This window comes from Klebsiella grimontii (assembly GCF_042137965.1).
GTDB lineage: Bacteria > Pseudomonadota > Gammaproteobacteria > Enterobacterales > Enterobacteriaceae > Klebsiella > Klebsiella grimontii.
In genome coordinates this window covers 4,004,127-4,028,612 of record NZ_CP169721.1, presented here as the reverse complement: position 1 = coordinate 4,028,612, position 24,486 = coordinate 4,004,127, and the positions used below count along the sequence as shown (strand labels likewise).

Sequence of the window (24,486 nt, the reverse complement as noted above, 5' to 3'; positions counted from 1 at the left end):
TCGTCCCGTTGGATTAGTCTTCCAGCTTCGGCTGCGGGGCATCATCAGGAAGCTTTACATGTACCTGAATAATACGTCGGCTGTCAGCCATTGCGACCTTGAATTGGTAACCATCAATGTCGATAGACTCGCCGCGGGCAGGCAGATGACCAAACGCCTGCATCACCAGGCCGCCAATGGTGTCGACCTCTTCATCGCTGAAGTGGGTGCCGTACGCTTCGTTGAAGTCTTCGATTGAGGCCAGCGCGCGCACCGTCCACGTATGGCGGCTTAGCTGACGGAAATCGATGTCTTCTTCTTCGTCGTATTCGTCTTCGATTTCACCGACGATCAGCTCAAGGATGTCTTCAATGGTCACCAGACCCGAGACGCCGCCAAACTCATCGATAACGATAGCCATATGATAACGCTGGGAGCGGAACTCCTTCAGCATGCGGTCAACCCGCTTGCTTTCAGGCACGACAACCGCCGGGCGCAACACTTTTTCCATGCTGAAGGCTTCGGCATCGCTGCGCATAAACGGCAGCAGATCTTTGGCCATCAGAATCCCTTCAATGTGATCTTTATCTTCGCTGATCACCGGGAAACGCGAGTGGGCGGATTCGATGATCACATCGAGGCACTCGTCCAGCGTCTGGTTGCGTTTCAGGGTAATCATCTGCGAGCGGGGGATCATGATGTCGCGGACGCGCTGGTCGGCGATATCCATTACCCCTTCGAGCATATCGCGCGTATCTTCGTCGATAAGGTCGTTTTGCCCGGAATCACGGATCAGCGCCAGCAGTTCGTCACGATTTTTGGGTTCACCGTGAAAGAGCTGGCTGAGTAACAGGGAGAAGAATCCCTTTTTGCTGTTTACTGTGTCGCTACTGTGTGAATTGTCGTCGCTCATGGCGTCGTATGGGTTCTCATGTTGATTAAATAGTCGCTCGTCACGCGTATACTCAGCGCCCGGCATAGCGGCCAGTCGCCGGCAAAGCCGGCAACGGGTTATTCCTTCTCGGCAATGTACGGATCCTCATAGCCCAGAGCAAGCATTATCTCTGTTTCGAGGGATTCCATCTCTTCCGCTTCTTCGTCGATGATGTGGTCATAGCCCAAAAGATGCAGGCTACCGTGGACCACCATATGCGCCCAGTGCGCTTCCAGCGGTTTGCCTTGCTCTTTCGCTTCCTGTTCAACCACCTGACGGCAGATAACCAGGTCGCCAAGGAGCGGCATTTCGATGCCCGGCGGGGCTTCGAACGGGAAAGAGAGCACGTTAGTCGGTTTATCCTTCCCGCGATAGGTCAGGTTCAGCTCGTGGCTTTCCGCTTCATCAACCAGACGAATCGTCAGCTCCGACTCCTCCTGAAACTGCGGGATAACGCTATCGACCCAGCGCTGAAACAGGGCTTCATCCGGCATTCCGCCGTTATCTTCGCAAGCCAGCTGTAAATCGAGAATGACCTGACTCATTTATGCTCCTGTTCCTGGGCTTCGCGTTTGCGCTCGGCGGCCAGCTCTGCTTTACGTTTCTGGTCTGCTTCTTCCCAGGCTTCATAGGCGTTAACGATACGGGCAACCACCGGATGGCGCACGACGTCTTCGCTGTGGAAGAAGTTGAAGCTAATCTCATCGACTTCTGCCAGCACTTCAATTGCGTGGCGCAGGCCCGATTTGGTGCTGCGCGGCAGGTCAATCTGCGTGACGTCGCCAGTGATAACCGCTTTAGAGTTAAAGCCGATACGGGTCAGGAACATTTTCATCTGTTCAATGGTGGTGTTCTGGCTTTCGTCGAGAATGATAAACGCGTCGTTCAGCGTACGGCCGCGCATATAGGCCAGCGGCGCGACTTCAATCACGTTGCGTTCAATCAACTTTTCGACTTTTTCGAAGCCGAGCATTTCAAACAGCGCGTCGTACAGCGGTCGCAGGTACGGGTCCACTTTCTGGCTCAAATCGCCGGGCAGGAAGCCCAGTTTTTCGCCGGCCTCAACCGCCGGACGGGTCAGAAGAATACGGCGGATCTCCTGACGCTCCAGCGCGTCCACCGCGGCGGCGACCGCCAGGTAGGTTTTCCCGGTACCGGCGGGGCCGACGCCGAAGGTAATGTCGTGGTCGAGAATATTGGCGATGTACTGCGCCTGATTCGGCGTACGCGGCTTAATCACGCCACGTTTGGTTTTGATATTGATGGCCTTACCGTAGTCCGGCACGCTTTCGGCGCTTTGCTCAAGCACGCGGGCTTCTTTAATCGCCAGATGAATTTGTTCCGGTTCAATATCCTGAATCTCGCCGCGCATTGGCGCGGTGTCGACGTACAGACTGCGCAGGATATCCGCCGCAGCGGTGACGCAAATCGGTCGACCGGTCAGTTTAAAGTGGTTGTCACGACGGTTAATCTCGATGCCGAGACGGCGTTCCAGCTGTTTAATGTTGTCATCAAACGGGCCGCATAGGCTCAGCAGACGGGCGTTGTCTGCGGGCTCAAGGGTGATTTCGCGAGTGTCTGTGTTCAAACTGTTCCTCTTATGCATAGGTAGCCAGAAGATGGCCTGTCAGGAAATTATTCACGTCATCGGAATATGGCGCAAGCATCCCTGTAGATATTGGGTTGAGGAGAGGAAATACAAGGCCTGCCGGAGCGGCAGGCCTGAACGGATTATGGCTGGTAGATACCGACGCCCAAATCGTTTTCTTTACGGGTGCGGGCAATCACCGACTCCGGGGTTTCCGCGATGCGCAGACCCATTTCGTCCTCGGTGCGCACCACTTTACCGCGCAGGGAGTTTGTCCAGACGTCGGTGATTTCGACGTCGACAAACTTGCCGATCATCTCAGGCGAGCCTTCGAAGTTCACCACGCGGTTATTCTCGGTGCGGCCAGACAACTCCATGATGCTCTTGCGTGAAGTGCCTTCCACCAGAATGCGCTGCACGGTGCCGAGCATACGGCGACTCCAGGCCGTCGCCTGCTGATTGATACGCTCCTGCAGAATATACAGACGCTGCTTCTTATCCTCTTCCGGTACGTCGTCGACCATATCGGCTGCCGGCGTTCCCGGACGCGCAGAGAAGATGAAGCTGTAGCTCATATCGAAATTCACATCGGCGATCAGTTTCATGGTCTGCTCGAAATCCTGCGTGGTTTCGCCAGGGAAGCCGACGATAAAGTCGGAGCTGATCTGAATATCCGGGCGCGCCGCGCGCAGTTTGCGGATAATCGCTTTATATTCCAGCGCCGTGTGGGTTCGGCCCATCAGGTTCAGCACGCGGTCAGAACCGCTCTGCACCGGCAGGTGCAGGAAGCTGACCAGCTCTGGCGTATCGCGGTAAACCTCGATGATATCGTCGGTGAACTCGATCGGATGGCTGGTGGTAAAGCGGATCCGATCGATACCGTCGATCGCTGCAACCAGACGCAGCAGATCGGCAAAGCTGCCGGTGGTGCCGTCGTAGTTTTCCCCGCGCCAGGCGTTCACGTTCTGCCCGAGCAGGTTGACTTCACGCACGCCCTGTGCCGCCAGTTGGGCGATTTCAAACAGGATATCGTCGCTTGGGCGGCTCACTTCCTCGCCGCGGGTGTAAGGCACCACGCAGTAGGTGCAGTACTTGTTGCAACCTTCCATGATGGAAACAAAGGCGCTTGGGCCTTCGGCGCGCGGTTCCGGCAGGCGGTCGAATTTTTCGATTTCCGGGAAGCTGATATCGACGACCGGGCTGCGGTTGCCTCGTACCGAGTTAATCATTTCCGGCAGACGGTGCAGGGTCTGCGGCCCAAAAATAATATCGACGTAATGGGCGCGTTGGCGAATATGGTCGCCTTCCTGAGAAGCCACGCAGCCGCCAACGCCGATGATCAGATTGGGATTCTTCTCTTTCAGCAGCTTCCAGCGTCCTAGCTGATGGAATACTTTTTCCTGAGCCTTCTCACGGATTGAGCAGGTATTGAGCAGCAGCACATCCGCTTCTTCCGCCACTTCAGTGAGTTGATACCCGTGGGTGGCATCCAGCAGATCGGCCATCTTTGATGAATCGTATTCGTTCATCTGACAGCCCCAGGTTTTAATATGGAGTTTTTTTGTCATCGACTTGCTCATGCTTAATTAGGTATACCCAAAGTCAGCGTCTTCACCGGATGTTGCTCTGCAATGTGAAGGGTGACGGATATAAAGCCAGGATTGCAGGGCGCGTATTGTAATGCTTTGACCGCGCCCTGACCAGTACGACCGTAATCACCACAAGCCGAATAAAAATCCGGTAAACTGAGGGGATTCGGGTTTAAGGATAATAGCCATGACAATTCATGCAACAGATGTCGTTATCGTCGGCGGCGGAATGGTTGGCGGCGCCCTGGCGCTTGGCCTGGCGCAGCAGGGCTTTACGGTGACGGTTATTGAAAAAAACGCGCCACCGGCTTTTGATGCTTCTTCACCGCCTGACGTGCGTATTTCGGCAATCAGCGCCTCATCGGTAGGGCTGCTGAGAGGACTCGGCGTCTGGGATAGCGTGCGGAAAATGCGCGCCCATGCCTACCGCCAGCTCGAGACCTGGGAGTGGGAAAGCGCCCACGTTGTCTTCAACGCTGCGGAGCTGAAGCTACCTGAACTGGGCTATATGGTGGAAAACAACGTCCTGCAGCTTGCCCTGTGGCAGGCGCTGGAAGCCCATGAGCGCATATCGCTGCGGGTGGGGACATCGCTCCAGGCGATGCGGCGCGAAGAAATGTACACGTCGTTAACGCTGACTGACGGCAGCCAGATCGATGCGCGGCTGGTGGTGGGCGCGGACGGCGCCAGTTCGCAGGTGCGGCAGCTGGCCGGAATCGGCATCCACGCGTGGCAGTATCAGCAATCCTGTATGTTGATAAGCGTACAGTGCGCGGGCGATCCCGGCGACAGTACCTGGCAGCAGTTCACCCCAGCGGGGCCGCGCGCGTTTTTACCGCTGTTTGACCATTGGGCTTCGCTGGTGTGGTACGACGCGCCGGCGCGGATCCGCCAGCTGCAGGGCATGAGCATGACTCAGCTACAGCAGGAAATTACTCGTCACTTCCCGTCGCGGCTGGGAGAGGTTACGCCGCTGAGCGCGGGCGCCTTCCCGCTCACCCGCCGCCACGCATTGCAGTATGTGAAGCCGGGGCTGGCGCTGGTGGGCGATGCTGCGCACACCATTCATCCGCTGGCGGGGCAGGGGGTGAACCTCGGCTATCGCGATGTCGATGCGCTGCTTGATATTCTTGGCAGAGCAAAAGCGCACGGCGAGGAGTGGGCCAGCCTGCCGGTACTTAAGCGCTACCAGACGCGGCGTCAGGCGGACAACTTTATTATGCAGTCGGGAATGGATCTGTTTTACGCCGGATTCAGCAACGACCTGCCGCCGGTGCGTATGCTGCGAAATTTAGGGCTGATGGCGGCCGAGCGCGCTGGCGGATTAAAGCGCCAGGCGTTGAAATATGCGTTAGGTTTGTAACGAGAAAGACCCCGGCTTGCAAAGGTGAGGTCGGGGTGCGGAACGGTGATGCGCATAGCGTAAACGCCAAAAAGCAAAAAGCCCGCCGAAGCGAGCTTTTTGCTTTTGTTGGCTGGGGTACGAGGATTCGAACCTCGGAATGCCGGAATCAGAATCCGGTGCCTTACCGCTTGGCGATACCCCAATTTTACGTTGACCATTTCGTACCGGGGTCAAACCGGTGGCTTAGCGCCTGGAAATACTCCAACGAGTGCGCGCACAGCGTGAGCGACTTTTAAAATTGGCTGGGGTACGAGGATTCGAACCTCGGAATGCTGGTATCAGAAACCAGAGCCTTACCGCTTGGCGATACCCCAACAATTCTTTTGGATTTATCGAACTGAATCAATAATTCCTTTGTATGGTGGCTACGACGGGATTCGAACCTGTGACCCCATCATTATGAGTGATGTGCTCTAACCAGCTGAGCTACGTAGCCAAAATCTTACTCTATTTTCGATGGCTGGGGTACCTGGATTCGAACCAGGGAATGCCGGTATCAAAAACCGGTGCCTTACCGCTTGGCGATACCCCAATACCGTCGCGGTGAACCGCAAACATCGAAAATATGGCTGGGGTACCTGGATTCGAACCAGGGAATGCCGGTATCAAAAACCGGTGCCTTACCGCTTGGCGATACCCCAACAAAAATCTTTTACTGCCAACGCGAAAGAGTAAATGGTGCGGGAGGCGAGACTTGAACTCGCACACCTTGCGGCGCCAGAACCTAAATCTGGTGCGTCTACCAATTTCGCCACTCCCGCAAAAAAGATGGTGGCTACGACGGGATTTGAACCTGTGACCCCATCATTATGAGTGATGTGCTCTAACCAGCTGAGCTACGTAGCCATCTTTTTGCGCGTTACCTTATCGGCGTTGCGGGGCGCATTATGCGTATTGAGCCTTGAAGCGTCAACCCCTTTTTCATCGAAAATGGGCTGAACGTAACTGTTTGGTTAGGTTGCGAACAGCGTGGCGCAATAATCGGCAATTATTGGTTATTTATCGTTTTTAACGGCTTAAATAAGGCACAAAACAAAAACGGACTCCGAAGAGTCCGTTTGGAAAACCGCGCCGGTTAGTAGGCCGACTGATGTACGCCAACCGCGCGTCCTGACGGATCGTTCATTTTTTTGAAAGATTCGTCCCACTCAATCGCTTTTGCTGAAGAGCATGCGACGGAAGGGCCGCCAGGAACGCATTCGGCCGCGCTTGGAACCGGGAACAGCTCTTCGAAGATCTCACGGTACAGATACGCTTCTTTCGATGATGGCGTGTTGTACGGGAAGCGGAAGCTGGCGGTTTCCAGCTGCTGATCGGAAATTTGTTCAGCGGCCACTTCTTTTAAAGTATCGATCCAGCTGTAACCGACGCCATCAGAGAACTGCTCTTTCTGGCGCCAGGCGACGCTTGCCGGCAGGTAAGATTCAAAACATTCACGCAGGACATGTTTTTCCATTTTACCGTTGCCGCACATTTTGTCCTGCGGGTTGATACGCATTGCCACATCGAGGAATTTCTTATCCAGGAACGGCACGCGCGCTTCAACGCCCCATGCGGACATCGCTTTGTTGGCGCGAGCGCAGTCAAACATATGTAGCGCCTGCAGCTTGCGTACGGTCTCTTCGTGCAGCTCTTTGGCGTTTGGCGCTTTATGGAAATAAAGGTAGCCGCCAAATACTTCGTCAGAACCTTCGCCAGACAGCACCATTTTGATGCCCATGGCTTTGATTTTACGCGACATCAGGTACATCGGCGTTGACGCGCGAATCGTCGTCACGTCATAGGTTTCAATGTGATAGATAACATCGCGAATCGCGTCCAGGCCTTCCTGCACCGTAAAGTGGATTTCGTGGTGCACGGTGCCCAGATGGTTAGCCACTTCCTGCGCGGCTTTCAGATCGGGCGCGCCTTCCAGACCGACGGCGAAGGAGTGCAGCTGCGGCCACCAGGCTTCTGATTTTTCCTGATCTTCGACGCGGCGCGCGGCATATTTTTTGGTGATGGCGGAAATCACCGATGAATCCAGGCCGCCGGAGAGCAGGACGCCGTAAGGGACATCGGACATCAGGTGGCTTTTCACCGACTCTTCCAGCGCCTGACGCAGTTCGTTTTTGTCCGTGACGTTGTCTTTGACCGCGTCATAGTCGAACCAGTCGCGCTGATAGTACTCGCGGATTTCGCCATCTTTGCTCCACAGGTAGCTGCCTGCCGGGAACTCTTTAATCGTGCGGCATACCGGAACCAGCGCTTTCATTTCTGAGGCAACGTAGAAGTTGCCGTGTTCGTCGTGACCCATATACAGCGGGATGATGCCGATGTGGTCGCGACCAATCAGATACGCGTCTTTTTCGCTGTCGTAGAGAGCGAAAGCAAACATCCCCTGCAGATCGTCGAGGAAGTCCGGACCTTTTTCCTGATACAGCGCGAGGATAACTTCGCAGTCGGAACCGGTCTGGAACGCATAGCGGTCGCCGTATTCCGCGCGCAGCGCCTGGTGGTTGTAGATTTCACCGTTAACGGCGAGGGCGTGAGTTTTTGCAGCGTTGTACAGCGGCTGCGCGCCGGCGTTCACGTCGACGATTGACAGGCGTTCATGCGCCAGGATGGCTTTATCACAGGCATAGACGCCTGACCAGTCCGGACCGCGGTGGCGCATCAGGCGGGAAAGCTCCAGTGCCTTTTTACGCAGCTCACCCGCGTCAGTTTTAATATCCAGTACGCCAAAAATCGAACACATAGCCTTCTCCGTTACCCTGTCTTGTTTGATGTTGTGCAGGCTTCGTCTAATCGCGAAGCCTCAGTGCATGCTTTAGAAAATGCCGCAAAGGGGCGAAGGGCGCAAGGGGTTTACGCCAGCAAAAGAAAATAACGCAATTGTGATTGTCGAATAGTGAAAAAAGAGTATGTTTTGAGCGCTTTTGTTGATGAATATTCAGTAATAACGCTTTTCTTTTAGATGAAAGCGTTCAGAAGAGGCTTGAAAATAAGAAACCACGTCGCAGGACGTGGTTTTATTTAGAAAATATCGATTTCCGCAACCGATGGATAAATCCAGGAAGGGCGGAACGGCATGCTGTCGATATCATCAAGCGTGGCTACCCCGGAAAGCACCAGAATGGTTTCCAGACCGGCCTGGAAACCCGCCAGAATATCCGTGCGCAGGTTATCGCCGACGATGACCGTCTGTTCTGAATGCGCCTGCATTTTGTTGAGCGCGGAGCGGATAATCCACGGGCTCGGTTTACCCACGTAGAACGGCTTGCGGCCGGAGATTTTTTCAATACCGGCGCACAGCGCGCCGCAGGCCGGGTAATAGCCGCGACCGTGGGTATCGGGGTTAGTGGCGATAAAGCGCGCGCCGTTAGCGACAAAAAAAGCAGCCTTATGCATCATCTCCCAGTTAAAGGAGCGCGTCTCACCGACGATAACAAAATCCGGATTGACGTCGGTGATGGTAAAGCCGGCTTTGTACAGTTCGTGAATCAGCGCGCCTTCACCGACCACATAGGCTTTTTTGCCTTCCTGACGGCGCAGAAAATCGGCAGTGGCCATCGCCGAGGTATAAAAGGCGGTATCAGGGACATCGATTCCCGCCGTCGCAAAGCGGTTTGCCAGGTCCTGCCCGGTTTGCGAAGGGTAGTTGGTCAGCATCACCAGCGGCATCTCTTTTTCGAGAATGCGCTTGATGAATTCAGCGGCGCCCGGCACGGCCACATTGTCGTGCATCAGCACGCCGTCAATATCACAAATTATGTTTTGAATGGTCATGAACTGTCCGACATCGTTGGAGAAAGGCGAAACTATAAAGCGGCTTTAGCTTTCCAGCAAACGCTGGAGCAGAGTCCCGTTGAGCATCGCGCGCTTGACCAGGGCAAAAGCGCCGATGGCTGAACGATGATCGAGCGTGGATCGCACTACTGGCAGATTTTTGCGAAATGCCTTCAGGGCCTGGGTATTGATACAGGCTTCAATCGCCGGCAGGAGAACTTTCTCCGCTTCCACGATCTCCCCGGCAATCACCACTTTTTGCGGATTAAACAGGTTAATGGCGATAGCGATGGTTTTACCCAGATGACGGCCAACGTGCTCGATCACCTCGCAGGCCAGCGCATCGCCTTTATTTGCGGCTTTGCAGATCGTTTTTATCGTGCAGTCATCGAGGGAGATTTTGCTCTGATAACCCTGCTCCAGCAGATGACGAACGCGATGTTCAATGGCGGCGTTGGCGGCGACGGTTTCCAGACAGCCGAAGTTGCCGCAGTGGCAGCGCTCGCCCAGCGGGTCGACCTGGATATGGCCGATTTCCCCGACGTTACCGTTACGGCCAATAAAAATCCGCCCGTTGGAGATGATCCCTGCGCCGGTCCCACGGTGTACGCGCACCAGAATGGAGTCTTCACAGTCGTGGCTCGCACCAAAGTAGTGCTCCGCCAGCGCCAGGCTACGAATATCGTGCCCGACATAGCAAGTGACTTTAAAGCGTTTTTCCAGCGCTTCAACCAGCCCCCAGTTCTCCACCTGAATATGCGGCATATAGCGAATGACGCCGCTTTCCGGATCGACCAACCCCGGCAGGATCACCGAAATGGCGATTAGCTCGCGGATTTTGCGCTGACAGCTCTCCATAAAGGAGGCGATGATGTTGAGCAGGGCGTGTTCCAGCGTTTCCTGGGTTCTTTCCGGCAGCGGGTAGTGCTCTTCTTCGAGGGTCTTACTGCTTAAATCATAGAGCGTCAGGGTGGCGTCATAGCGGCCAAGACGTACGCCGATGGCGTGAAAGCTGCGGGTTTCGGCAATAATTGAGATGGCGCGGCGGCCCCCGGTGGAGGCCTGCTGATCGACTTCTTTGATCAGTCCGCGTTCAATAAGCTGACGCGTAATTTTGGTTACGCTGGCAGGGGCAAGCTGGCTTTGTTCCGCAATCTGGATACGCGAGATGGGGCCGTGCTGATCGATGAGCCGATAGACGGCCGCGCTGTTCAGCTGTTTTACGAGATCGACGTTACCAATTTGAGCCTGTCCGCCTGCTGTCATACTTTTACTTACTCAGTGACGACCTCGTTACCATTAACGATGGTCTTGGTGATTTTATAATCGCGGGTGAATGCGGTCAGGTTAGCGACCATCCCCGGGGCAATGCTGCCTAACTGTTTGTCTACGCCAATGGCGCGGGAAGGGTAGAGCGTCGCCATACGCAACACTTCATCCAGCGCAATGCCGCAATGCTCAACGAGGTTACGCACCCCTTCAATCATGGTCAATGAAGAGCCGCTGAGGGTACCGTTCTCATCTACGCACAGGCCGTTCCGGTAGTATATTGTTTTACCAGCAAAAATGAACTGCTCAATATTGGCACCCGCCGGCGCCGTTGCGTCGGTGACGAGGCACAGCTTGTCGCCTTTCAAGCGTTTAGCGAGGCGGACGTTAGCGTAATCGACGTGCATGCCATCGACGATGATACCGCAGTAGACATCCGGTTCGTCGAAAATCGCCCCGGCCAGACCCGGTTCGCGGCCGGTAATATACGGCATAGCGTTAAACAGGTGGGTGGCAAACGTAATCCCGGCGCGAAAACCGATTTTCGCTTCTTTTAGCGTCGCGTTGGAATGACCGGCGGAGACGATGATACCTGCGGCCACCAGTTTGCGGATAACATCTGGTTCAACGCGTTCCGGCGCGAGGGTGATTTTGGTTATTACATCCGCGTTTTCGCACAGGAAATCGACCAGCGCGGCGTCCGGTTTACGGACGTAATCCGGGTTATGGGTGCCTTTTTTGACAATATTCAGCCACGGACCTTCAAGATGCAGGCCCAGCGCCTGGTTGGGATGCTTTTGCAAATACTCGCGCATCACGCGGACACCCTGTTTCATCAGGTCATCGCTGGCGGTAATGAGCGTGGGCAGATAGCTGGTGCAGCCGGAGCGTTCATTCGCCTTCTGCATAATTTCCAGCGTTTCAACGGTGACCGCATCCGCCGTGTCGTTGAACTGCACGCCGCCGCAGCCGTTAAGCTGGACGTCGATAAAACCGGGGGCAAGGATCGCACCATTAACCGAGCGCTGTTCGATCCCGGTGGGCAGCTCAGTCTGCGGACAGATACGTTCGATAAGGCCATTGGCGATAACAATCGCATGGTCATCCAGAATTTCATGACCGGTATAAATCCGGCCTTGGGTTAATGCATACATTACGACCCCCGGTTGTCAAAAATGGTTGTCCCGCAGGGTCTGCTGCGGGACGAAACTACATTACAGACCTTTGATATTTTCGGCTTCTAATTCGTTGAAATATTTCAGTGTCTTAACTTTCAGTTCCATAGTGGACGGCTCATCGCAGACGACAACCGCTTTCGGGTGCAGCTGCAGACAGGTGATGGTCCACATATGGTTTACGTTGCCTTCCACCGCCGCCTGCAGCGCCAGCGCTTTCTGATGACCCAGCACCAGAATCATCACTTCTTCCGCGTCGAGCAGCGTGCCCACGCCAACGGTCAGCGCATATTTAGGCACCTGGTCAACGTCACCGTCGAAGAAACGGGAATTCGCTACGCGAGTATCGTGGGTCAGGGTTTTGATGCGTGTGCGTGAAGCCAAAGAAGAGGCTGGTTCGTTAAAAGCGATGTGGCCATCGTTACCCACGCCGCCCATAAACAGGTGGATTTTACCGTAAGAACGAATTTTTTCTTCATAGCGACGGCATTCTGCATCAATATCCGGCGCGTTACCATTCAGCAGGTTAATATTTTCCGCCGGGATATCAACGTGATCAAAGAAGTTGCGATGCATAAAGCTATGATAGCTTTCCGGGTGCTCTTTCGGCAGGCCTACGTACTCATCCATGTTGAAGGTGACGACATGCTTAAAGCTAACCTGGCCTGCTTTGTGCATCTCAACCAGGGCTTTATAAGCGGTCAGAGGCGTGCCGCCGGTAGGCAGACCGAGGACAAACGGGCGGTCCGCTGTCGGTTTGAACGCATTGATGCGGTTAACGATATGCCGGGCAGCCCATTTACCGACTTGTTCAGCTGTTACCAGGGGGATCAGTCTCATTGTTCACCTCTATAGTTAAATTAGAACCTGGCGGATTGGCGCCAGCATACTATTAAGAGTATCGCAGTAACTGCGCCGACCGGGGTCAATCCGTGTTGATTTTTTGAATGATAAAATAAGTTTTCGTTGTTAGCCAGTCAAAGGCGGAGGTGAATACGATATTTGGTGACTATTGTCACAAAAAATACCCATTTAATTTGCGAGACGAATTAATTTTTCAGACACTTTGCAGGTAAGTTAAAAAATTAACCAGGTTACACAATAATAAAGTGGCTTTAGTGAGCCTCATCGGGGTCTCATAGGGGGAATAAGATGAATATTTTAGGTTTTTTTCAGCGTCTCGGTAGGGCGTTACAGCTCCCTATCGCAGTGCTGCCGGTCGCGGCGCTGCTGCTGCGATTCGGTCAACCGGATCTGCTTAACATTTCGTTTATCGCCCAGGCGGGCGGGGCAATCTTTGACAACCTGGCGCTGATTTTCGCTATCGGCGTCGCATCCAGCTGGTCGAAAGACAGCGCCGGCGCCGCGGCGCTGGCGGGGGCGGTAGGTTACTTCGTTTTGACCAAAGCGATGGTCACCATCAACCCGGCCATCAACATGGGCGTGCTGGCGGGTATCATTACCGGTCTGGTCGGCGGCGCCGTGTATAACCGCTGGTCGGGCATCAAACTGCCTGACTTCCTGAGCTTCTTCGGCGGCAAACGCTTTGTGCCCATCGCCACCGGCTTCTTCTGTCTGGTGCTGGCAGCCATCTTCGGCTACGTCTGGCCGCCGGTGCAGAACGCCATTCATGCCGGCGGTGAATGGATTGTCGGCGCGGGCGCGCTCGGCTCCGGTATCTTTGGTTTCATCAACCGCCTGCTGATCCCGACGGGTCTGCATCAGGTGCTGAACACCATCGCCTGGTTCCAGATTGGTGAATTCACCAACGCTGCTGGCGCGGTGTTCCACGGCGACATCAACCGCTTCTATGCGGGTGACGGCACCGCGGGGATGTTCATGTCCGGTTTCTTCCCGATCATGATGTTCGGTTTGCCGGGTGCGGCGCTGGCGATGTATTTCGCAGCCCCGAAAGAGCGTCGTCCGATGGTCGGCGGTATGCTGCTTTCGGTGGCCATCACCGCGTTCCTGACCGGTGTGACCGAACCGCTGGAATTCCTGTTCATGTTCCTGGCGCCGCTGCTGTACCTCCTGCACGCCATCCTGACCGGTATCAGCCTGTTCGTTGCGACGGCGCTGGGTATCCACGCGGGCTTCTCCTTCTCCGCAGGCGCCATCGACTATGTTCTGATGTACAGCCTGCCGGCAGCCAGTAAAAACGTCTGGATGCTGATCGTGATGGGCGTCGTGTTCTTCGTTATCTACTTCCTGCTGTTCAGCGCGGTTATCCGCATGTTCAATCTGAAAACGCCGGGTCGTGAAGATAAAGTGGATGACGTGGTCACTGAAGAGGCCAATAGCAATACCGAAGAAGGTTTAACCCAGCTGGCGACCAACTACATCGCGGCGGTCGGCGGTACGGATAACCTGAAAGCGATTGATGCTTGTATTACCCGTCTGCGTCTGACCGTGGCGGACTCTGCGCTGGTTAACGACGCGGCCTGTAAGCGCCTTGGCGCTTCCGGTGTGGTTAAACTGAACAAGCAGACCATCCAGGTTATCGTGGGCGCGAAAGCGGAATCCGTGGGCGATGAAATGAAGAAAGTGGTTGCCCGTGGCCCGGTTGCCGCAGCGGCTGCAGCGTCTCATAGCGCACCCGTAGCCGCTCAGGCAGTTAAACCACAGGCTGTTGCTAACGCGAAGACTGTCGAAGCGCTGGTTTCGCCGATTACCGGCGACATTGTGGCGCTGGAGCAGGTTCCGGATGAAGCCTTCGCCAGCAAAGCCGTCGGCGACGGCGTGGCGGTAAAACCGACCGATAAGATTGTTGTTGCGCCGGCGGCGGGCACCGTGGTGAAGATTTTCAACACCAACCATGCTTTCTGTCTGGAAACTGAAAACGGTGCGGAAATCGTCGTCCATATGGGCATCGATACCGTTGCGCTTAACGGCCAGGGCTTTAAACGCCTGGTGGAAGAGGGCGCGGAAGTGAAAGCGGGTGAGCCGATTCTGGAACTGGATCTTGAGTTCCTCAACGCTAACGCGCGTTCGATGATTAGCCCGGTCGTCTGCAGCAACAGCGACGACTACAGCGCGCTGGTTATCCAGGCAACCGGTAAGGTTGTTGCGGGCCAGACGCCGCTGTACGAAATTAAAGGCAAGTAAGACTCCTGAGTGGCGTTTATGCCTCAGCGGCGCAGCGAAAGCTGCGCCGCTTTTTTTTACCGCAAACACCCCCATAATCTCCTTCTGATCGCTATTTTGCGTAACTAATAGTTGTCTCTACGCCCTGCTTGTAAGATCATGTGCCGTTATACGTTGTTTACGCTTTGAGGAACCCACGATGAGTGAGGCAGAAGCCCGCCCGACTAACTTTATTCGTCAGATCATTGATGAAGATCTGGCTACTGGTAAGCACACCACCGTTCATACCCGTTTCCCACCGGAACCGAACGGCTATCTGCACATTGGCCACGCGAAGTCTATTTGCCTGAACTTTGGCATCGCCCAGGATTACCAGGGCCAATGCAACCTGCGTTTCGATGACACCAACCCGGTGAAGGAAGATATCGAATACGTTGAGTCGATTAAAAACGACGTGCAGTGGTTAGGTTTCCACTGGTCCGGGGATGTTTGCTACTCGTCTGATTATTTCGATCAGCTGCACCAGTATGCGGTTGAGCTGATCAATAAAGGTCTGGCCTACGTTGACGAACTGTCAGCGGAGGAGATCCGTGAGTACCGCGGCACGCTGAAAGAGCCGGGTAAAAATAGCCCGTACCGCGATCGCAGCGTGGAAGAGAATCTGGCGCTGTTTGAAAAAATGCGTAGCGGCGGATTTGCTGAAGGTAAAGCCTGCCTGCGCGCAAAAATCGATATGGCCTCTCCGTTTATCGTCATGCGCGATCCGGTGCTGTACCGCATTAAGTTTGCCGATCACCACCAGACCGGAAGCAAGTGGTGCATCTACCCGATGTACGACTTCACCCACTGCATCAGCGATGCGCTGGAAGGGATTACCCACTCTCTATGTACCCTTGAGTTCCAGGATAACCGCCGCCTGTACGATTGGGTGCTGGATAACATCAGCATTCCCGTGCATCCGCGCCAGTACGAATTCTCGCGCCTGAATCTCGAATATACCGTGATGTCCAAGCGTAAGCTGAATCAACTGGTGACCGAGAAGCACGTTGAAGGCTGGGATGACCCGCGTATGCCGACCATCTCCGGTCTGCGCCGCCGCGGCTATACCGCTGAATCTATCCGCGAGTTCTGCAAACGTATCGGCGTGACCAAGCAGGACAACACTATCGAGATGGCGTCGCTGGAATCCTGCATTCGTGAAGATCTGAACGAAAACGCCCCGCGCGCGATGGCGGTTATCGACCCGGTTAAGCTGGTTATCGAAAACTATCCGCAGGGCGAAAGTGAAATGGTGGCCATGCCGAACCATCCGAACAAGCCGGAGATGGGCAGCCGCGAGGTGCCGTTCAGCGGCGAAATCTGGATCGATCGCGCCGACTTCCGTGAGGAAGCGAACAAGCAGTACAAGCGTCTGGTGCTGGGTAAAGAAGTTCGTCTGCGTAACGCTTACGTGATTAAAGCGGAACGCGTGGAGAAAGATGCGGAAGGCAATATCACGACTATCTTCTGCACCTACGATGCCGACACCCTGAGCAAAGACCCGGCCGACGGTCGCAAGGTGAAGGGCGTGATTCACTGGGTGAGCGCGGCGCACGCGCTGCCGGTAGAAATCCGCCTCTACGATCGCCTGTTCAGCGTACCGAACCCGGGCGCGGCGGAAGATTTCCTCGCGGTGATGAACCCGGAATCGCTGGTGATTAAACAGGGATTCGCTGAGCCGAGCCTGGCGCAGGCGCAGGCGGAAAAAGCCTACCAGTTCGAGCGTGAAGGTTATTTCTGCCTGGATAGCCGCTATGCCACCGCAAGCCATCTGGTGTTTAACCGCACCGTCGGCCTGCGCGATACCTGGACGAAAGTCGGCGCGTAGCTATTCGCCATCATTAAGAACGCCGCTAACTGCGGCGTTTTTTTTATTCAGAATCAGCGAATTAAATTACCATATTTTCGCGATGCGAATTAATCTTGTTTACAGATTGTAATAAGCGTTATTTTTAATCCTTCCGGCATATCACCTGAAATTAGGTGATCACTTTCATTTCTATTGATTTTCTCTGTTTTTGCAAGCACTTCCACGCTAAATGTGTGATGTCTAAGACTGAAACATAAAGACATAAATTATGTGCGCTTTGTCATAATCTTCATCTTTGGTCGGCGAAAGAGATTGATAATTCGCGTCACGAAAAATAGTCTATACCCAGTGGTTATGCGAATTTTTAGCGCACCACTTTTTTAGCAGTTTTATTTTATTTTTTGCGTGTTGCCCTTTGGTGACCGCACTTTAAAACGTCAAAGAGGATATGCATATGCGTACGTTTAGTGGCAAACGTAGTACGCTGGCGCTGGCTATTGCCGGTGTCACAGCCCTGTCAGGATTTGCAATGGTGCCGGATGCAAAAGCAGAAGGGTTCATTGATGATTCAACGTTAACCGGCGGCATCTATTACTGGCAGCGTGAACGCGACCGTAAAGATGTGACCGACGGCGATAAATATAAAACTAACCTGTCACACTCCACCTGGAACGCCAACCTCGACTTCCAGTCCGGCTATGCCGCCGACATGTTCGGTATTGACGTCGCTGCCTTTACCGCCATCGAAATGGGTGAAAGCAGCGAGAGCGGTCACCCGAACGAAATCGCTTTCTCCTCGCGTAATAAAGGCTACGATGAAGACTATTCCGGCGATAAGAGCGGGATCAGCCTGTATAAAGCAGCCGCGAAATTTAAATTTGGTCCGGCATGGGCGCGCGCGGGCTATATTCAGCCAACCGGCCAAACGCTGCTGGCGCCGCACTGGAGCTTTATGCCCGGTACTTACCAGGGCGCGGAAGCTGGCGCGAACTTTGACTACGGTGATGCGGGCGCGCTGAGTTTCTCCTATATGTGGACAAACGAATATAAAGCGCCGTGGCACATTGAGATGGATGAGTTCTATCAGAACGACAAGAAAACCAAGGTGGATTATCTCCACTCTCTCGGCGCCAAATATGATTTTAAAAACGACCTTGTACTGGAAGCGGCGTTTGGCCAGGCACAGGGTTACATCGACCAGTATTTTGCCAAGGCCAGCTATAAGTTTGATGTCGCCGGCACGCCGTTAACCACCAGCTATCAGTTCTATGGCACCCGCGATAAAGTCAGCAACGGCGGGGCTAACGATATCTATGACGGCACCGCGTGGCTGCAGGCCTTGACCTTTGGCTATAAGGTTGCCGACGTTCTGGATCTGCGTCTGGAAGGCACCTGGGTTAAAGCTGATGGCCAGCAGGGCTACTTCCTGCAGCGTATGACGCCTACCTATGCATCGTCTAACGGGCGACTGGATATCTGGTGGGATAACCGTTCGGACTTCAACGCCAACGGTGAAAAAGCGGTGTTCTTCGGCGCGATGTATGACATGAAGAACTGGAACATGCCGGGCTGGGCCTTCGGCGCATCCTACGTTTATGCCTGGGATGCGAAGCCGGGGAGAATGTCCTCACCTGATGCGTACTACAACCCGGATAAACGTCTGGAAGAGTCCGCTTATAGCCTGGATGCCATGTACACCGTTCAGGAAGGACGCGCGAAGGGCACGCTGTTCAAACTCCACTTTACGCAATACGACAACCACTCCGATATCCCAAGCTGGAGCGGCGGTTACGGCAACATCTTCCAGGATGAGCGCGACGTGAAGTTCATGGTTATCGCTCCGTTCACCATTTTCTGATGCCACTGCGGCGGGGAAAACCCGCCGCAATTTCCCGAGGTTCATGATGAAAAAGTTAATGCTTGTCGCCATTATGGCAGCAGGTCTGGTTGCCTGTACCCAGTCGCCAGCGCCTAAGGAAGACTCAAAGTTAAAAGATGCCTACAGCGCCTGCATCAATAGCGCTGAGGGCAATCCGGATAAAGTGGAAGCCTGTCAGAGCGTACTGAACGTGCTGAAACAGGAGAAACAGCATCAGCAGTTCGCGACCCAGGAAAGCGTGCGGGTTCTGGATTATCAGCAGTGCATCCAGGCGCGCAAAACCGGGAACGATCAGGCTGTAGAGGCGCGCTGCGACCAGATCTGGAAAGAGATCCGCAGCAATAATACACCGCGTTAAGCCAGATGGCGGCAAGCAAACGGGCGGAGCGAAAACTCCGCCCGTTGCTATTTTAGCGGGGTATTTCTGCCGGCCGGTAGCCGCGGCTCAGGCGTACGAAGAGCATTGCGGTAGCGGCGAATCCGCATAGCGCGGCGCACATCAGCCACCAGCCCGGCGAGCTTTTATCGCCCGTTATCTCTACCAGCGCGGTGGAAATTGCCGGCGTCAGGCCGCCGAAGATCGCGGTGGCGAGGCTAAAGGCCAGTGAAAAGCCGACGGTGCGGACGTAGACCGGCATCACTTCCGTCAGCGCGGCCACCATCGCGCCGTTATACATACCAAAGAAGAACGAGAACCAGAGCAGGACCAGCGTCATGCGGGTGAAATCCGGCGCGGCGGTGAGCCAGTGCATTACCGGCCAGGTAGTGAGCAGCGCCAGCAGGGTAATGCCCATCAGCACCGCTCGACGGCCTATTTTGTCAGAAATTGCCCCGCCGATCGGTAACCAGATAAAGTTGGAGATGCCGACCAGCATGGTCACCAGCAGACTGTCGCGGGCGCTCAGGTGCAGCACGGCTCTGCCGTAGGTCGGGGTATAGACGGTAATGAAGTAAAAAGTTGTCGTGGTCATTGCCACCAGCAAGGTGCCCGCCGAGATGATGCGCCAGTTTTTGACAATTGTGCTCAGGATCTCCCGGGTATCAGGACGATGTTTACGCTGCAGGAAGGCTTCGGTTTCCTGTAACGAACGCCGCAGCACAAAAATCAGCGGAATAATCATACAGCCAATAAAGAAGGGAATGCGCCAGCCCCATTCGGCGATCTGATCGTGGCCGAGCGTTTCATTCAGCGCGTAGCCAATCAGCGCCGCCACAACGATAGCCACCTGCTGGCTGGCGGATTGCCAGCTGGTATAGAATCCCTTGTTCCCCGGCGTGGCGATTTCCGATAAATAGACCGACACGCCGCCGAGCTCGACGCCCGCCGAGAAACCCTGCAACAGCCGCCCGACAACCACCAGGATGGGGGCGAGAATGCCGATAGTCTGATAGCCGGGCACCAGCGCTATCAGAAGCGTCCCGCAGCCCATAATCGCCAGCGTCACCATCAGCCCTTTACGGCGGCCGATTCTGTCGATATAGGCCCCCAACACTATCGCGCCGATAGGGCGCATCAGGAAGCCCGAACCAAAGACGGCGAAGGTGAGCATTAACGCCGCAAACTCGCTTTCCGCCGGAAAGAACGTTCTGGCGATGTAGGTGGCGTAAAAACCAAACAGAAAAAAGTCGAACTGTTCGAGAAAATTACCGCTGGTCACGCGGAGGATGGCGCCAATGGTACCGGCGCGCGATGAGGGTTGCGTCATAGGGTTTGCTCTCCATTGTCTTTATCTTGTTTTTATAGAGGTAAGAGGGGGGCTAGTCGCCTGCGACTGCCGCCTGTTTTCCGCGCCGTTTCTCAATCGCCCACTTGAGTAACGCCGCACAGCGATAAAATCCGTGGGCGAATTTTCCGTAAGGAAGGGTTAAAAACAGCGCCATCACCACGCCGAGATGAATGGCAAGCAGAATGCCCATCCACGAGGTGTCCCGTCCCGCCAGCAGGGCGAGGCCGGTGAAGCTGGTCAGCAGCAGCAGCAGGATAAAGGCGCGATCCATCGGTTTTTGCCGCGGGTCGCCGTGCAGCGGCGAACGACGAAGGTTCAGCCATAGCAGGCCTGCCGGGCCCACCAGCAGGCCGATTCCGCCAAGCGTGCCCAGCAGAACCGGTGCGCTGAAGAACGGGTAGGGCGCTTCCCATCCGGCAAAATAGTGATAGCCCGTGGCCACCAGGGTGGCAGCGAAACAGAGCAGAAAACCATAAAAGGTAAGATGATGGAAACGACGGCGCATCAGGGTAAACGCGTCATCAGCCTCGTTGCAGCCCTTACCGTGGCCGCCGTCGAGATATTTTAAGGTCAGCGCGTTATGCGAGGCTTCGGCGATATCAACGGCGTGGGGATGCCCCGGGGAGATCTCGCGCCAGAAACGGATCACGCCGGCCATCAGTAAGCCCATGGCCAGTACGAAGACCGAACCAAACATCCACGCCAGCAGGTTATGGGGAAAAATCTGGTAGAAATCGCCGGCCAGCGGCGGATGTAGCAGGGAGCCTTTGAGCCCCATCGCCAGCAGCAGAAAGAGGATCAACCCACCGACCAGCGCCAGCGCCGTGGTCACGCCGGCCCGACGATACAGGCTGCCGAAAGCCGCGGGCTGGGCATAATGTTGATAGGTTTCCAGCCGCACTTCCGCCATCGCCTTCGGGACATTAATGGCAAACTCATGCGGCGGCGCGTACTGGCAGGCATGCAGGCAGGCACCGCAGTTATGGCACAGGTTGGCCAGGTAGTTTATATCCGCTTTACCAAAAGCCAGGCGTTGGGTCATGGCCGGAAACACGGCGCAAAACCCTTCGCAATAGCGGCAGGCGTTACAGACCTGCATCACCCGTTCGACCTCCGCTTCGGGCTGGGTGATGATTTGCGCGTCAATGATTAGCTTTTCAAGCGACTTCATGGTGTCTCTCCTGCAGTGCCGCCCTGGCGGCTTGTTGGCCGGCAATGCGGCCGAATGTCGTCCCGATCGACATGCCCACGCCGGCGGTATAGCCTTTGCCCAGCACGTTGCCGGCCATCATTTCACCGGCAACGAACAGGCTTCGGCTGGGCTTGCCCGCAAAATGGACGGCGGCGTGTTCATTGACGTACAGCCCGAGGTAGGTGAAGGTGATCCCCGGTCGTAGGGCATAGCCGTAGTAGGGCGGCGTATCGATGGGCCGCGCCCAGTGGGTTTTCGGCGGCGTCAGGCCGGATGTCGCGCAGTTATCAAGGCGGGTATGATCGAACTGGCCGGGCGCGCAGGCGGCGTTGTAGCGGGCGATGGTTTGCGCCAGGCTTTCTGCGTCCAATCCCAGCTGGCGAGCCAGCTCTTCAATGGTATTGGCCTGGGCGCCGGGGAAAACGGGCGGCATAAAGTGGCCGATCGCTTTGCTGTCGATAATTGAGTAGCCGATTTGCCCCGGCTGGTGGGCGACCAGTCTGCCCCAGATGGCATAACGTTTGGGCCAGAAATCTTCCCCTTCGTCATAAAAGCGCCTGGCGTCACGGTTGACGACCACCCCCAGCGACACGCAGTCCACGCGCGTACAGATCCCGCCATCGTAGAGCGGCGCCCTGGCGTCAATGGCGACGCAGTGGGATTGTGAAGGATCGCCGATGATGTCAGCCCCGGCGTCAATCATAAACTTGAGCAGCACGCCCTGGTTGAAGCGGGTGCCGCGGATGAGAAAGTTATCGGCTGGCCATTCACCACGATCGTTCTGTCCCCATGCTTCACGCAGCCACTCGCGGTTAGATTCAAACCCGCCGGCGGCGAGGACGCAGGTTTTGGCGACGATCCTTTCTTCGCCCGCCAGCGCGGCGACGAATTCGCCGTTATCTAATTCGAGCGCCTGTACCGGCGTGTTGTAGCGGATCTTAACGCCCATCTGCTCCGCGCTGCGGTAATAGGCGTTGACCAGGGCTTTACCGCCGCCCATAAAAAAGGCGTTGGTGCGGGCAACGTGCAGGGCGCCGGAGAGCGGCGGCTGAAAGTTAACCCCGTGCTGGCGCATCCAGTCCCGGCATTGCGCTGAAGTGCGGATCACCAGCCGCGCCAGCGCTTCGTTGGTGTTGCCCTCGGTGACGCGCAGCAGGTCCTGCCAGTACTCTTCTTCCGGATAGCTGTCGATTAAAACATCCTGCGGAGCATCGTGCATACAGCGAAGATTCCGCGTGTGCTGAGAGTTTCCGCCTCGCCATTCCCGCGGCGCAGCCTCCAGCAGCAGCACGGACGCGCCGGCTTCCCGGGCGGTTAATGCGGCGCATAGCGCGGCATTGCCGCCGCCAATCACCAGTACATCCACCATTTTTGGCTCCATTACGCTTTGCTTGATTGTTAAATTTGTAATGGAAATGTATTCGTTTTGGCCGTAAGGACGCTATGGCGTATTGCTAAAGGGGGGTTTAGTGCGCGTAAAGGCTGGCGCCGGGCCAGCGGCCTGACTCCACGAGCTGACGCATGACTTTCGCCAGTATCACCCGCGCGGCAAGGCCCGCTGGGGTCAGTTCATCATCGGAAAGGCTGACGAGAAAGTTTGGCCGACTGAGTATCGGATTCTCGACGCCGATCACTCTCAGGGACTCGCCGTCGAGATGGGAAATCGCCGCCCCCGGCTGCAGCGTGGCGCCCAGTCCGTCGCGGACGGCGCGCATCAGCAGGGCCAGACCGTCGATTTCAGCCACCACATCGACGCTCAGGGCGTGCTCCTGGCAGATCGCCTCCAGCCTGCCGCGCAGGCCATGCCCCAGGCTTGGCATTATCAGCGGGATAGCGGCCAGTTGGCCAGGCGAGATGCTCGCTTCGGGAAGGGGGGCCAGCACGTCATGGGTGCCAATCAGAAACAGACGCTCTTCGAGAATCGGCCTGGCGCTCCAGCGCGCAAGCTTCTCCTTCTGGAACACGATAGCTAAATCAAGCTGGCGGGTGTTGATCATGCGTTCCAGATTACCGGAGAGGCTCTCGACCAAATGCAGGCGGACGTCGGCATAGCTTTCGCGCATCGCGTGAATAAAAGGTACCCCCAGTACAGAGGCGGTGCTGGGGGCCATACCGACGCTGACGTGGCCGGAAAGGCGCGCCTCGCGCGCGGCGAGAACCGCATCGTCGGCGTGGCGCAGCGCCAGCTGCGCCTGGGAGTAGAAGGCGAGACCAGCGCTGGTCGGCATTACGCCGCGCGATGTCCGCTGCAGCAGACGGATGGCGAGTTCGTTCTCCAGGCGCGCCATCTGTTGGCTCAGCGCGGAGACGCCGATATTCAGGTCAAGCGCGGCGCGGCCCATACTGCCGGTTTCAATAATGCGCACATAATAGCGTAGCTGGCGAAGCTCCATGTCGACTCTCCGTACACCTCAGGATGCACTGACAGTAAACGTATTGCAGCGCGAGAGAAAGAGGCGGCAAATTCCGGGCAAAAAAAAGCCAACCTTCAGGTTGGCTTTTGGCGGTATACGATGCGGTGATTATTTCTCTGCCGCGTCGTGGGCATGTTCATCTTCGCGGCAGTCGCCTTCCGCACAGTGTCCGTACAGGTACAGGCTGTGGTTGGTCAGACGAATACCGTGCCTTGCGGCAATTTCACGCTGGCGCGCTTCGATGGAATCATCGCTAAATTCGATCACTTTGCCGCAGTCGAGGCAAATCAGGTGATCGTGATGATGCTGCTGCGTCAGTTCAAAAACGGATTTACCGCCTTCAAAATTATGACGGGTGACGATACCGGCGTCGTCGAACTGGTTCAGTACGCGGTAGACGGTGGCCAGGCCAATCTCTTCACCCATATCAATCAGGCGTTTGTATAAGTCTTCCGCACTGACATGATGGTTATCCGGTCCTTGCAGCACTTCCAGGATTTTTAATCTCGGAAGCGTCACTTTCAGGCCAGCTTTCTTTAATGCGGTATTGTTGTCAGTCATGCGGAATCTGTCCTGTTGCTAAACGATCTACTTCCATCAGCGGAAGTAATACAGAGAATCACCCGATGTAATG

At 55.6% G+C, this 24,486-nt stretch carries 19 protein-coding genes and 7 tRNA genes; 5 read left to right on the top strand and 21 right to left on the bottom strand.

The genetic code is table 11. The features are described 5' to 3' along the window. Nucleotides 1-13: 13 nt before the first annotated feature. The 4 genes from corC to miaB form a co-directional block, all read right to left on the bottom strand. Nucleotides 14-892, bottom strand: a complete 879-nt coding sequence (gene corC / locus ACE3MN_RS18990) for a CNNM family magnesium/cobalt transport protein CorC (protein ID WP_004130445.1) — start codon at nucleotides 890-892, stop codon at nucleotides 14-16. 98 nt (nucleotides 893-990) lie between these two features. Then, the gene (gene ybeY / locus ACE3MN_RS18985; RefSeq protein ID WP_024358805.1) at nucleotides 991-1,458 is read right to left on the bottom strand and encodes an rRNA maturation RNase YbeY; all 468 of its coding nucleotides are present in this window, start codon (nucleotides 1,456-1,458) and stop codon (nucleotides 991-993) included. After that, nucleotides 1,455-2,501, bottom strand: a complete 1,047-nt coding sequence (locus tag ACE3MN_RS18980; protein ID WP_004134159.1) for a PhoH family protein — start codon at nucleotides 2,499-2,501, stop codon at nucleotides 1,455-1,457. The genes ybeY and ACE3MN_RS18980 overlap by 4 nt, the downstream gene beginning before the upstream one ends. A 143-nt stretch (nucleotides 2,502-2,644) precedes the next feature. Next, entirely contained in the window at nucleotides 2,645-4,069 is a 1,425-nt protein-coding gene (miaB, locus tag ACE3MN_RS18975) for a tRNA (N6-isopentenyl adenosine(37)-C2)-methylthiotransferase MiaB (RefSeq protein ID WP_024358804.1), read from the bottom strand. A 208-nt stretch (nucleotides 4,070-4,277) separates the two neighbouring features. On the opposite strand from miaB, the gene ubiF reads away from it, so the two are divergent. Further along, on the top strand, nucleotides 4,278-5,453 hold the full coding sequence (gene ubiF / locus ACE3MN_RS18970; protein WP_154948532.1) for a 3-demethoxyubiquinol 3-hydroxylase: 1,176 nt from the start codon (nucleotides 4,278-4,280) through the stop codon (nucleotides 5,451-5,453). Between the two features lie 109 nt (nucleotides 5,454-5,562). Here the strand turns inward: ubiF and ACE3MN_RS18965 are convergent. The 12 genes from ACE3MN_RS18965 to nagB form a co-directional block, all read right to left on the bottom strand. Further along, nucleotides 5,563-5,637 (bottom strand) — tRNA-Gln (locus ACE3MN_RS18965). A gap of 97 nt (nucleotides 5,638-5,734) precedes the next feature. Continuing rightward, a tRNA-Gln gene (locus ACE3MN_RS18960) sits at nucleotides 5,735-5,809 on the bottom strand. A gap of 45 nt (nucleotides 5,810-5,854) precedes the next feature. Next, nucleotides 5,855-5,931 (bottom strand) — tRNA-Met (locus ACE3MN_RS18955). Between the two features lie 21 nt (nucleotides 5,932-5,952). Next, nucleotides 5,953-6,027 (bottom strand) — tRNA-Gln (locus ACE3MN_RS18950). Between the two features lie 34 nt (nucleotides 6,028-6,061). After that, nucleotides 6,062-6,136: transfer RNA gene (locus tag ACE3MN_RS18945), tRNA-Gln, on the bottom strand. Nucleotides 6,137-6,171: 35 nt separating this feature from the next. Next, nucleotides 6,172-6,256: transfer RNA gene (locus ACE3MN_RS18940), tRNA-Leu, on the bottom strand. Between the two features lie 8 nt (nucleotides 6,257-6,264). Beyond that, nucleotides 6,265-6,341, bottom strand: a tRNA-Met gene (locus ACE3MN_RS18935). A 229-nt stretch (nucleotides 6,342-6,570) separates the two neighbouring features. Then, entirely contained in the window at nucleotides 6,571-8,232 is a 1,662-nt protein-coding gene (asnB, locus tag ACE3MN_RS18930; protein ID WP_004130452.1) for an asparagine synthase B, read from the bottom strand. A gap of 278 nt (nucleotides 8,233-8,510) precedes the next feature. Then, nucleotides 8,511-9,263: an HAD-IIA family hydrolase gene (locus tag ACE3MN_RS18925; RefSeq protein ID WP_024358802.1), complete on the bottom strand. Its 753-nt coding sequence runs from the start codon at nucleotides 9,261-9,263 to the stop codon at nucleotides 8,511-8,513. A 45-nt stretch (nucleotides 9,264-9,308) separates the two neighbouring features. After that, entirely contained in the window at nucleotides 9,309-10,529 is a 1,221-nt protein-coding gene (locus ACE3MN_RS18920; protein ID WP_024358801.1) for an N-acetylglucosamine repressor, read from the bottom strand. An 8-nt stretch (nucleotides 10,530-10,537) separates the two neighbouring features. Then, nucleotides 10,538-11,686 (bottom strand): N-acetylglucosamine-6-phosphate deacetylase, encoded by a 1,149-nt coding sequence (gene nagA, locus ACE3MN_RS18915; protein WP_004134149.1) that lies wholly within the window; start codon nucleotides 11,684-11,686, stop codon nucleotides 10,538-10,540. 60 nt (nucleotides 11,687-11,746) lie between these two features. Then, nucleotides 11,747-12,547 carry a glucosamine-6-phosphate deaminase gene (nagB, locus tag ACE3MN_RS18910; protein WP_004130458.1) on the bottom strand — a complete coding sequence of 267 codons (801 nt, stop codon included), beginning with the start codon at nucleotides 12,545-12,547 and terminating at the stop codon, nucleotides 11,747-11,749. Nucleotides 12,548-12,859: 312 nt separating this feature from the next. Here nagB and nagE point away from each other — a divergent pair, with 312 nt between their 5' ends. The 4 genes from nagE (at nucleotide 12,860) to chiQ (ending at nucleotide 18,877) form a co-directional block, all read left to right on the top strand. Next, nucleotides 12,860-14,812 (top strand): PTS N-acetyl glucosamine transporter subunit IIABC, encoded by a 1,953-nt coding sequence (gene nagE / locus ACE3MN_RS18905; protein WP_004134146.1) that lies wholly within the window; start codon nucleotides 12,860-12,862, stop codon nucleotides 14,810-14,812. Between the two features lie 178 nt (nucleotides 14,813-14,990). Continuing rightward, on the top strand, nucleotides 14,991-16,658 hold the full coding sequence (gene glnS / locus ACE3MN_RS18900; RefSeq protein ID WP_004134144.1) for a glutamine--tRNA ligase: 1,668 nt from the start codon (nucleotides 14,991-14,993) through the stop codon (nucleotides 16,656-16,658). Nucleotides 16,659-17,094: 436 nt separating this feature from the next. After that, nucleotides 17,095-18,498 (top strand): chitoporin ChiP, encoded by a 1,404-nt coding sequence (chiP, locus tag ACE3MN_RS18895; protein ID WP_024358798.1) that lies wholly within the window; start codon nucleotides 17,095-17,097, stop codon nucleotides 18,496-18,498. 46 nt (nucleotides 18,499-18,544) lie between these two features. Continuing rightward, nucleotides 18,545-18,877, top strand: a complete 333-nt coding sequence (gene chiQ / locus ACE3MN_RS18890; protein ID WP_004134140.1) for a ChiQ/YbfN family lipoprotein — start codon at nucleotides 18,545-18,547, stop codon at nucleotides 18,875-18,877. 52 nt (nucleotides 18,878-18,929) lie between these two features. Here the strand turns inward: chiQ and ACE3MN_RS18885 are convergent, their stop codons facing one another. The 5 genes from ACE3MN_RS18885 to fur form a co-directional block, all read right to left on the bottom strand. After that, entirely contained in the window at nucleotides 18,930-20,225 is a 1,296-nt protein-coding gene (locus ACE3MN_RS18885; RefSeq protein ID WP_082237431.1) for an MFS transporter, read from the bottom strand. Between the two features lie 52 nt (nucleotides 20,226-20,277). Then, entirely contained in the window at nucleotides 20,278-21,417 is a 1,140-nt protein-coding gene (gene tcuB / locus ACE3MN_RS18880; protein ID WP_082237430.1) for a tricarballylate utilization 4Fe-4S protein TcuB, read from the bottom strand. After that, nucleotides 21,404-22,807, bottom strand: coding sequence for an FAD-dependent tricarballylate dehydrogenase TcuA (tcuA, locus tag ACE3MN_RS18875; RefSeq protein WP_004134134.1), 1,404 nt, complete (start codon nucleotides 22,805-22,807; stop codon nucleotides 21,404-21,406). Before tcuA ends, tcuB begins: the two co-directional genes overlap by 14 nt. A 97-nt stretch (nucleotides 22,808-22,904) precedes the next feature. Further along, nucleotides 22,905-23,831 (bottom strand): tricarballylate utilization LysR family transcriptional regulator TcuR, encoded by a 927-nt coding sequence (gene tcuR / locus ACE3MN_RS18870; RefSeq protein WP_004134132.1) that lies wholly within the window; start codon nucleotides 23,829-23,831, stop codon nucleotides 22,905-22,907. Between the two features lie 129 nt (nucleotides 23,832-23,960). Then, nucleotides 23,961-24,413, bottom strand: a complete 453-nt coding sequence (gene fur / locus ACE3MN_RS18865; protein WP_004130476.1) for a ferric iron uptake transcriptional regulator — start codon at nucleotides 24,411-24,413, stop codon at nucleotides 23,961-23,963. Between the last annotated feature and the right edge of the window lie 73 nt (nucleotides 24,414-24,486).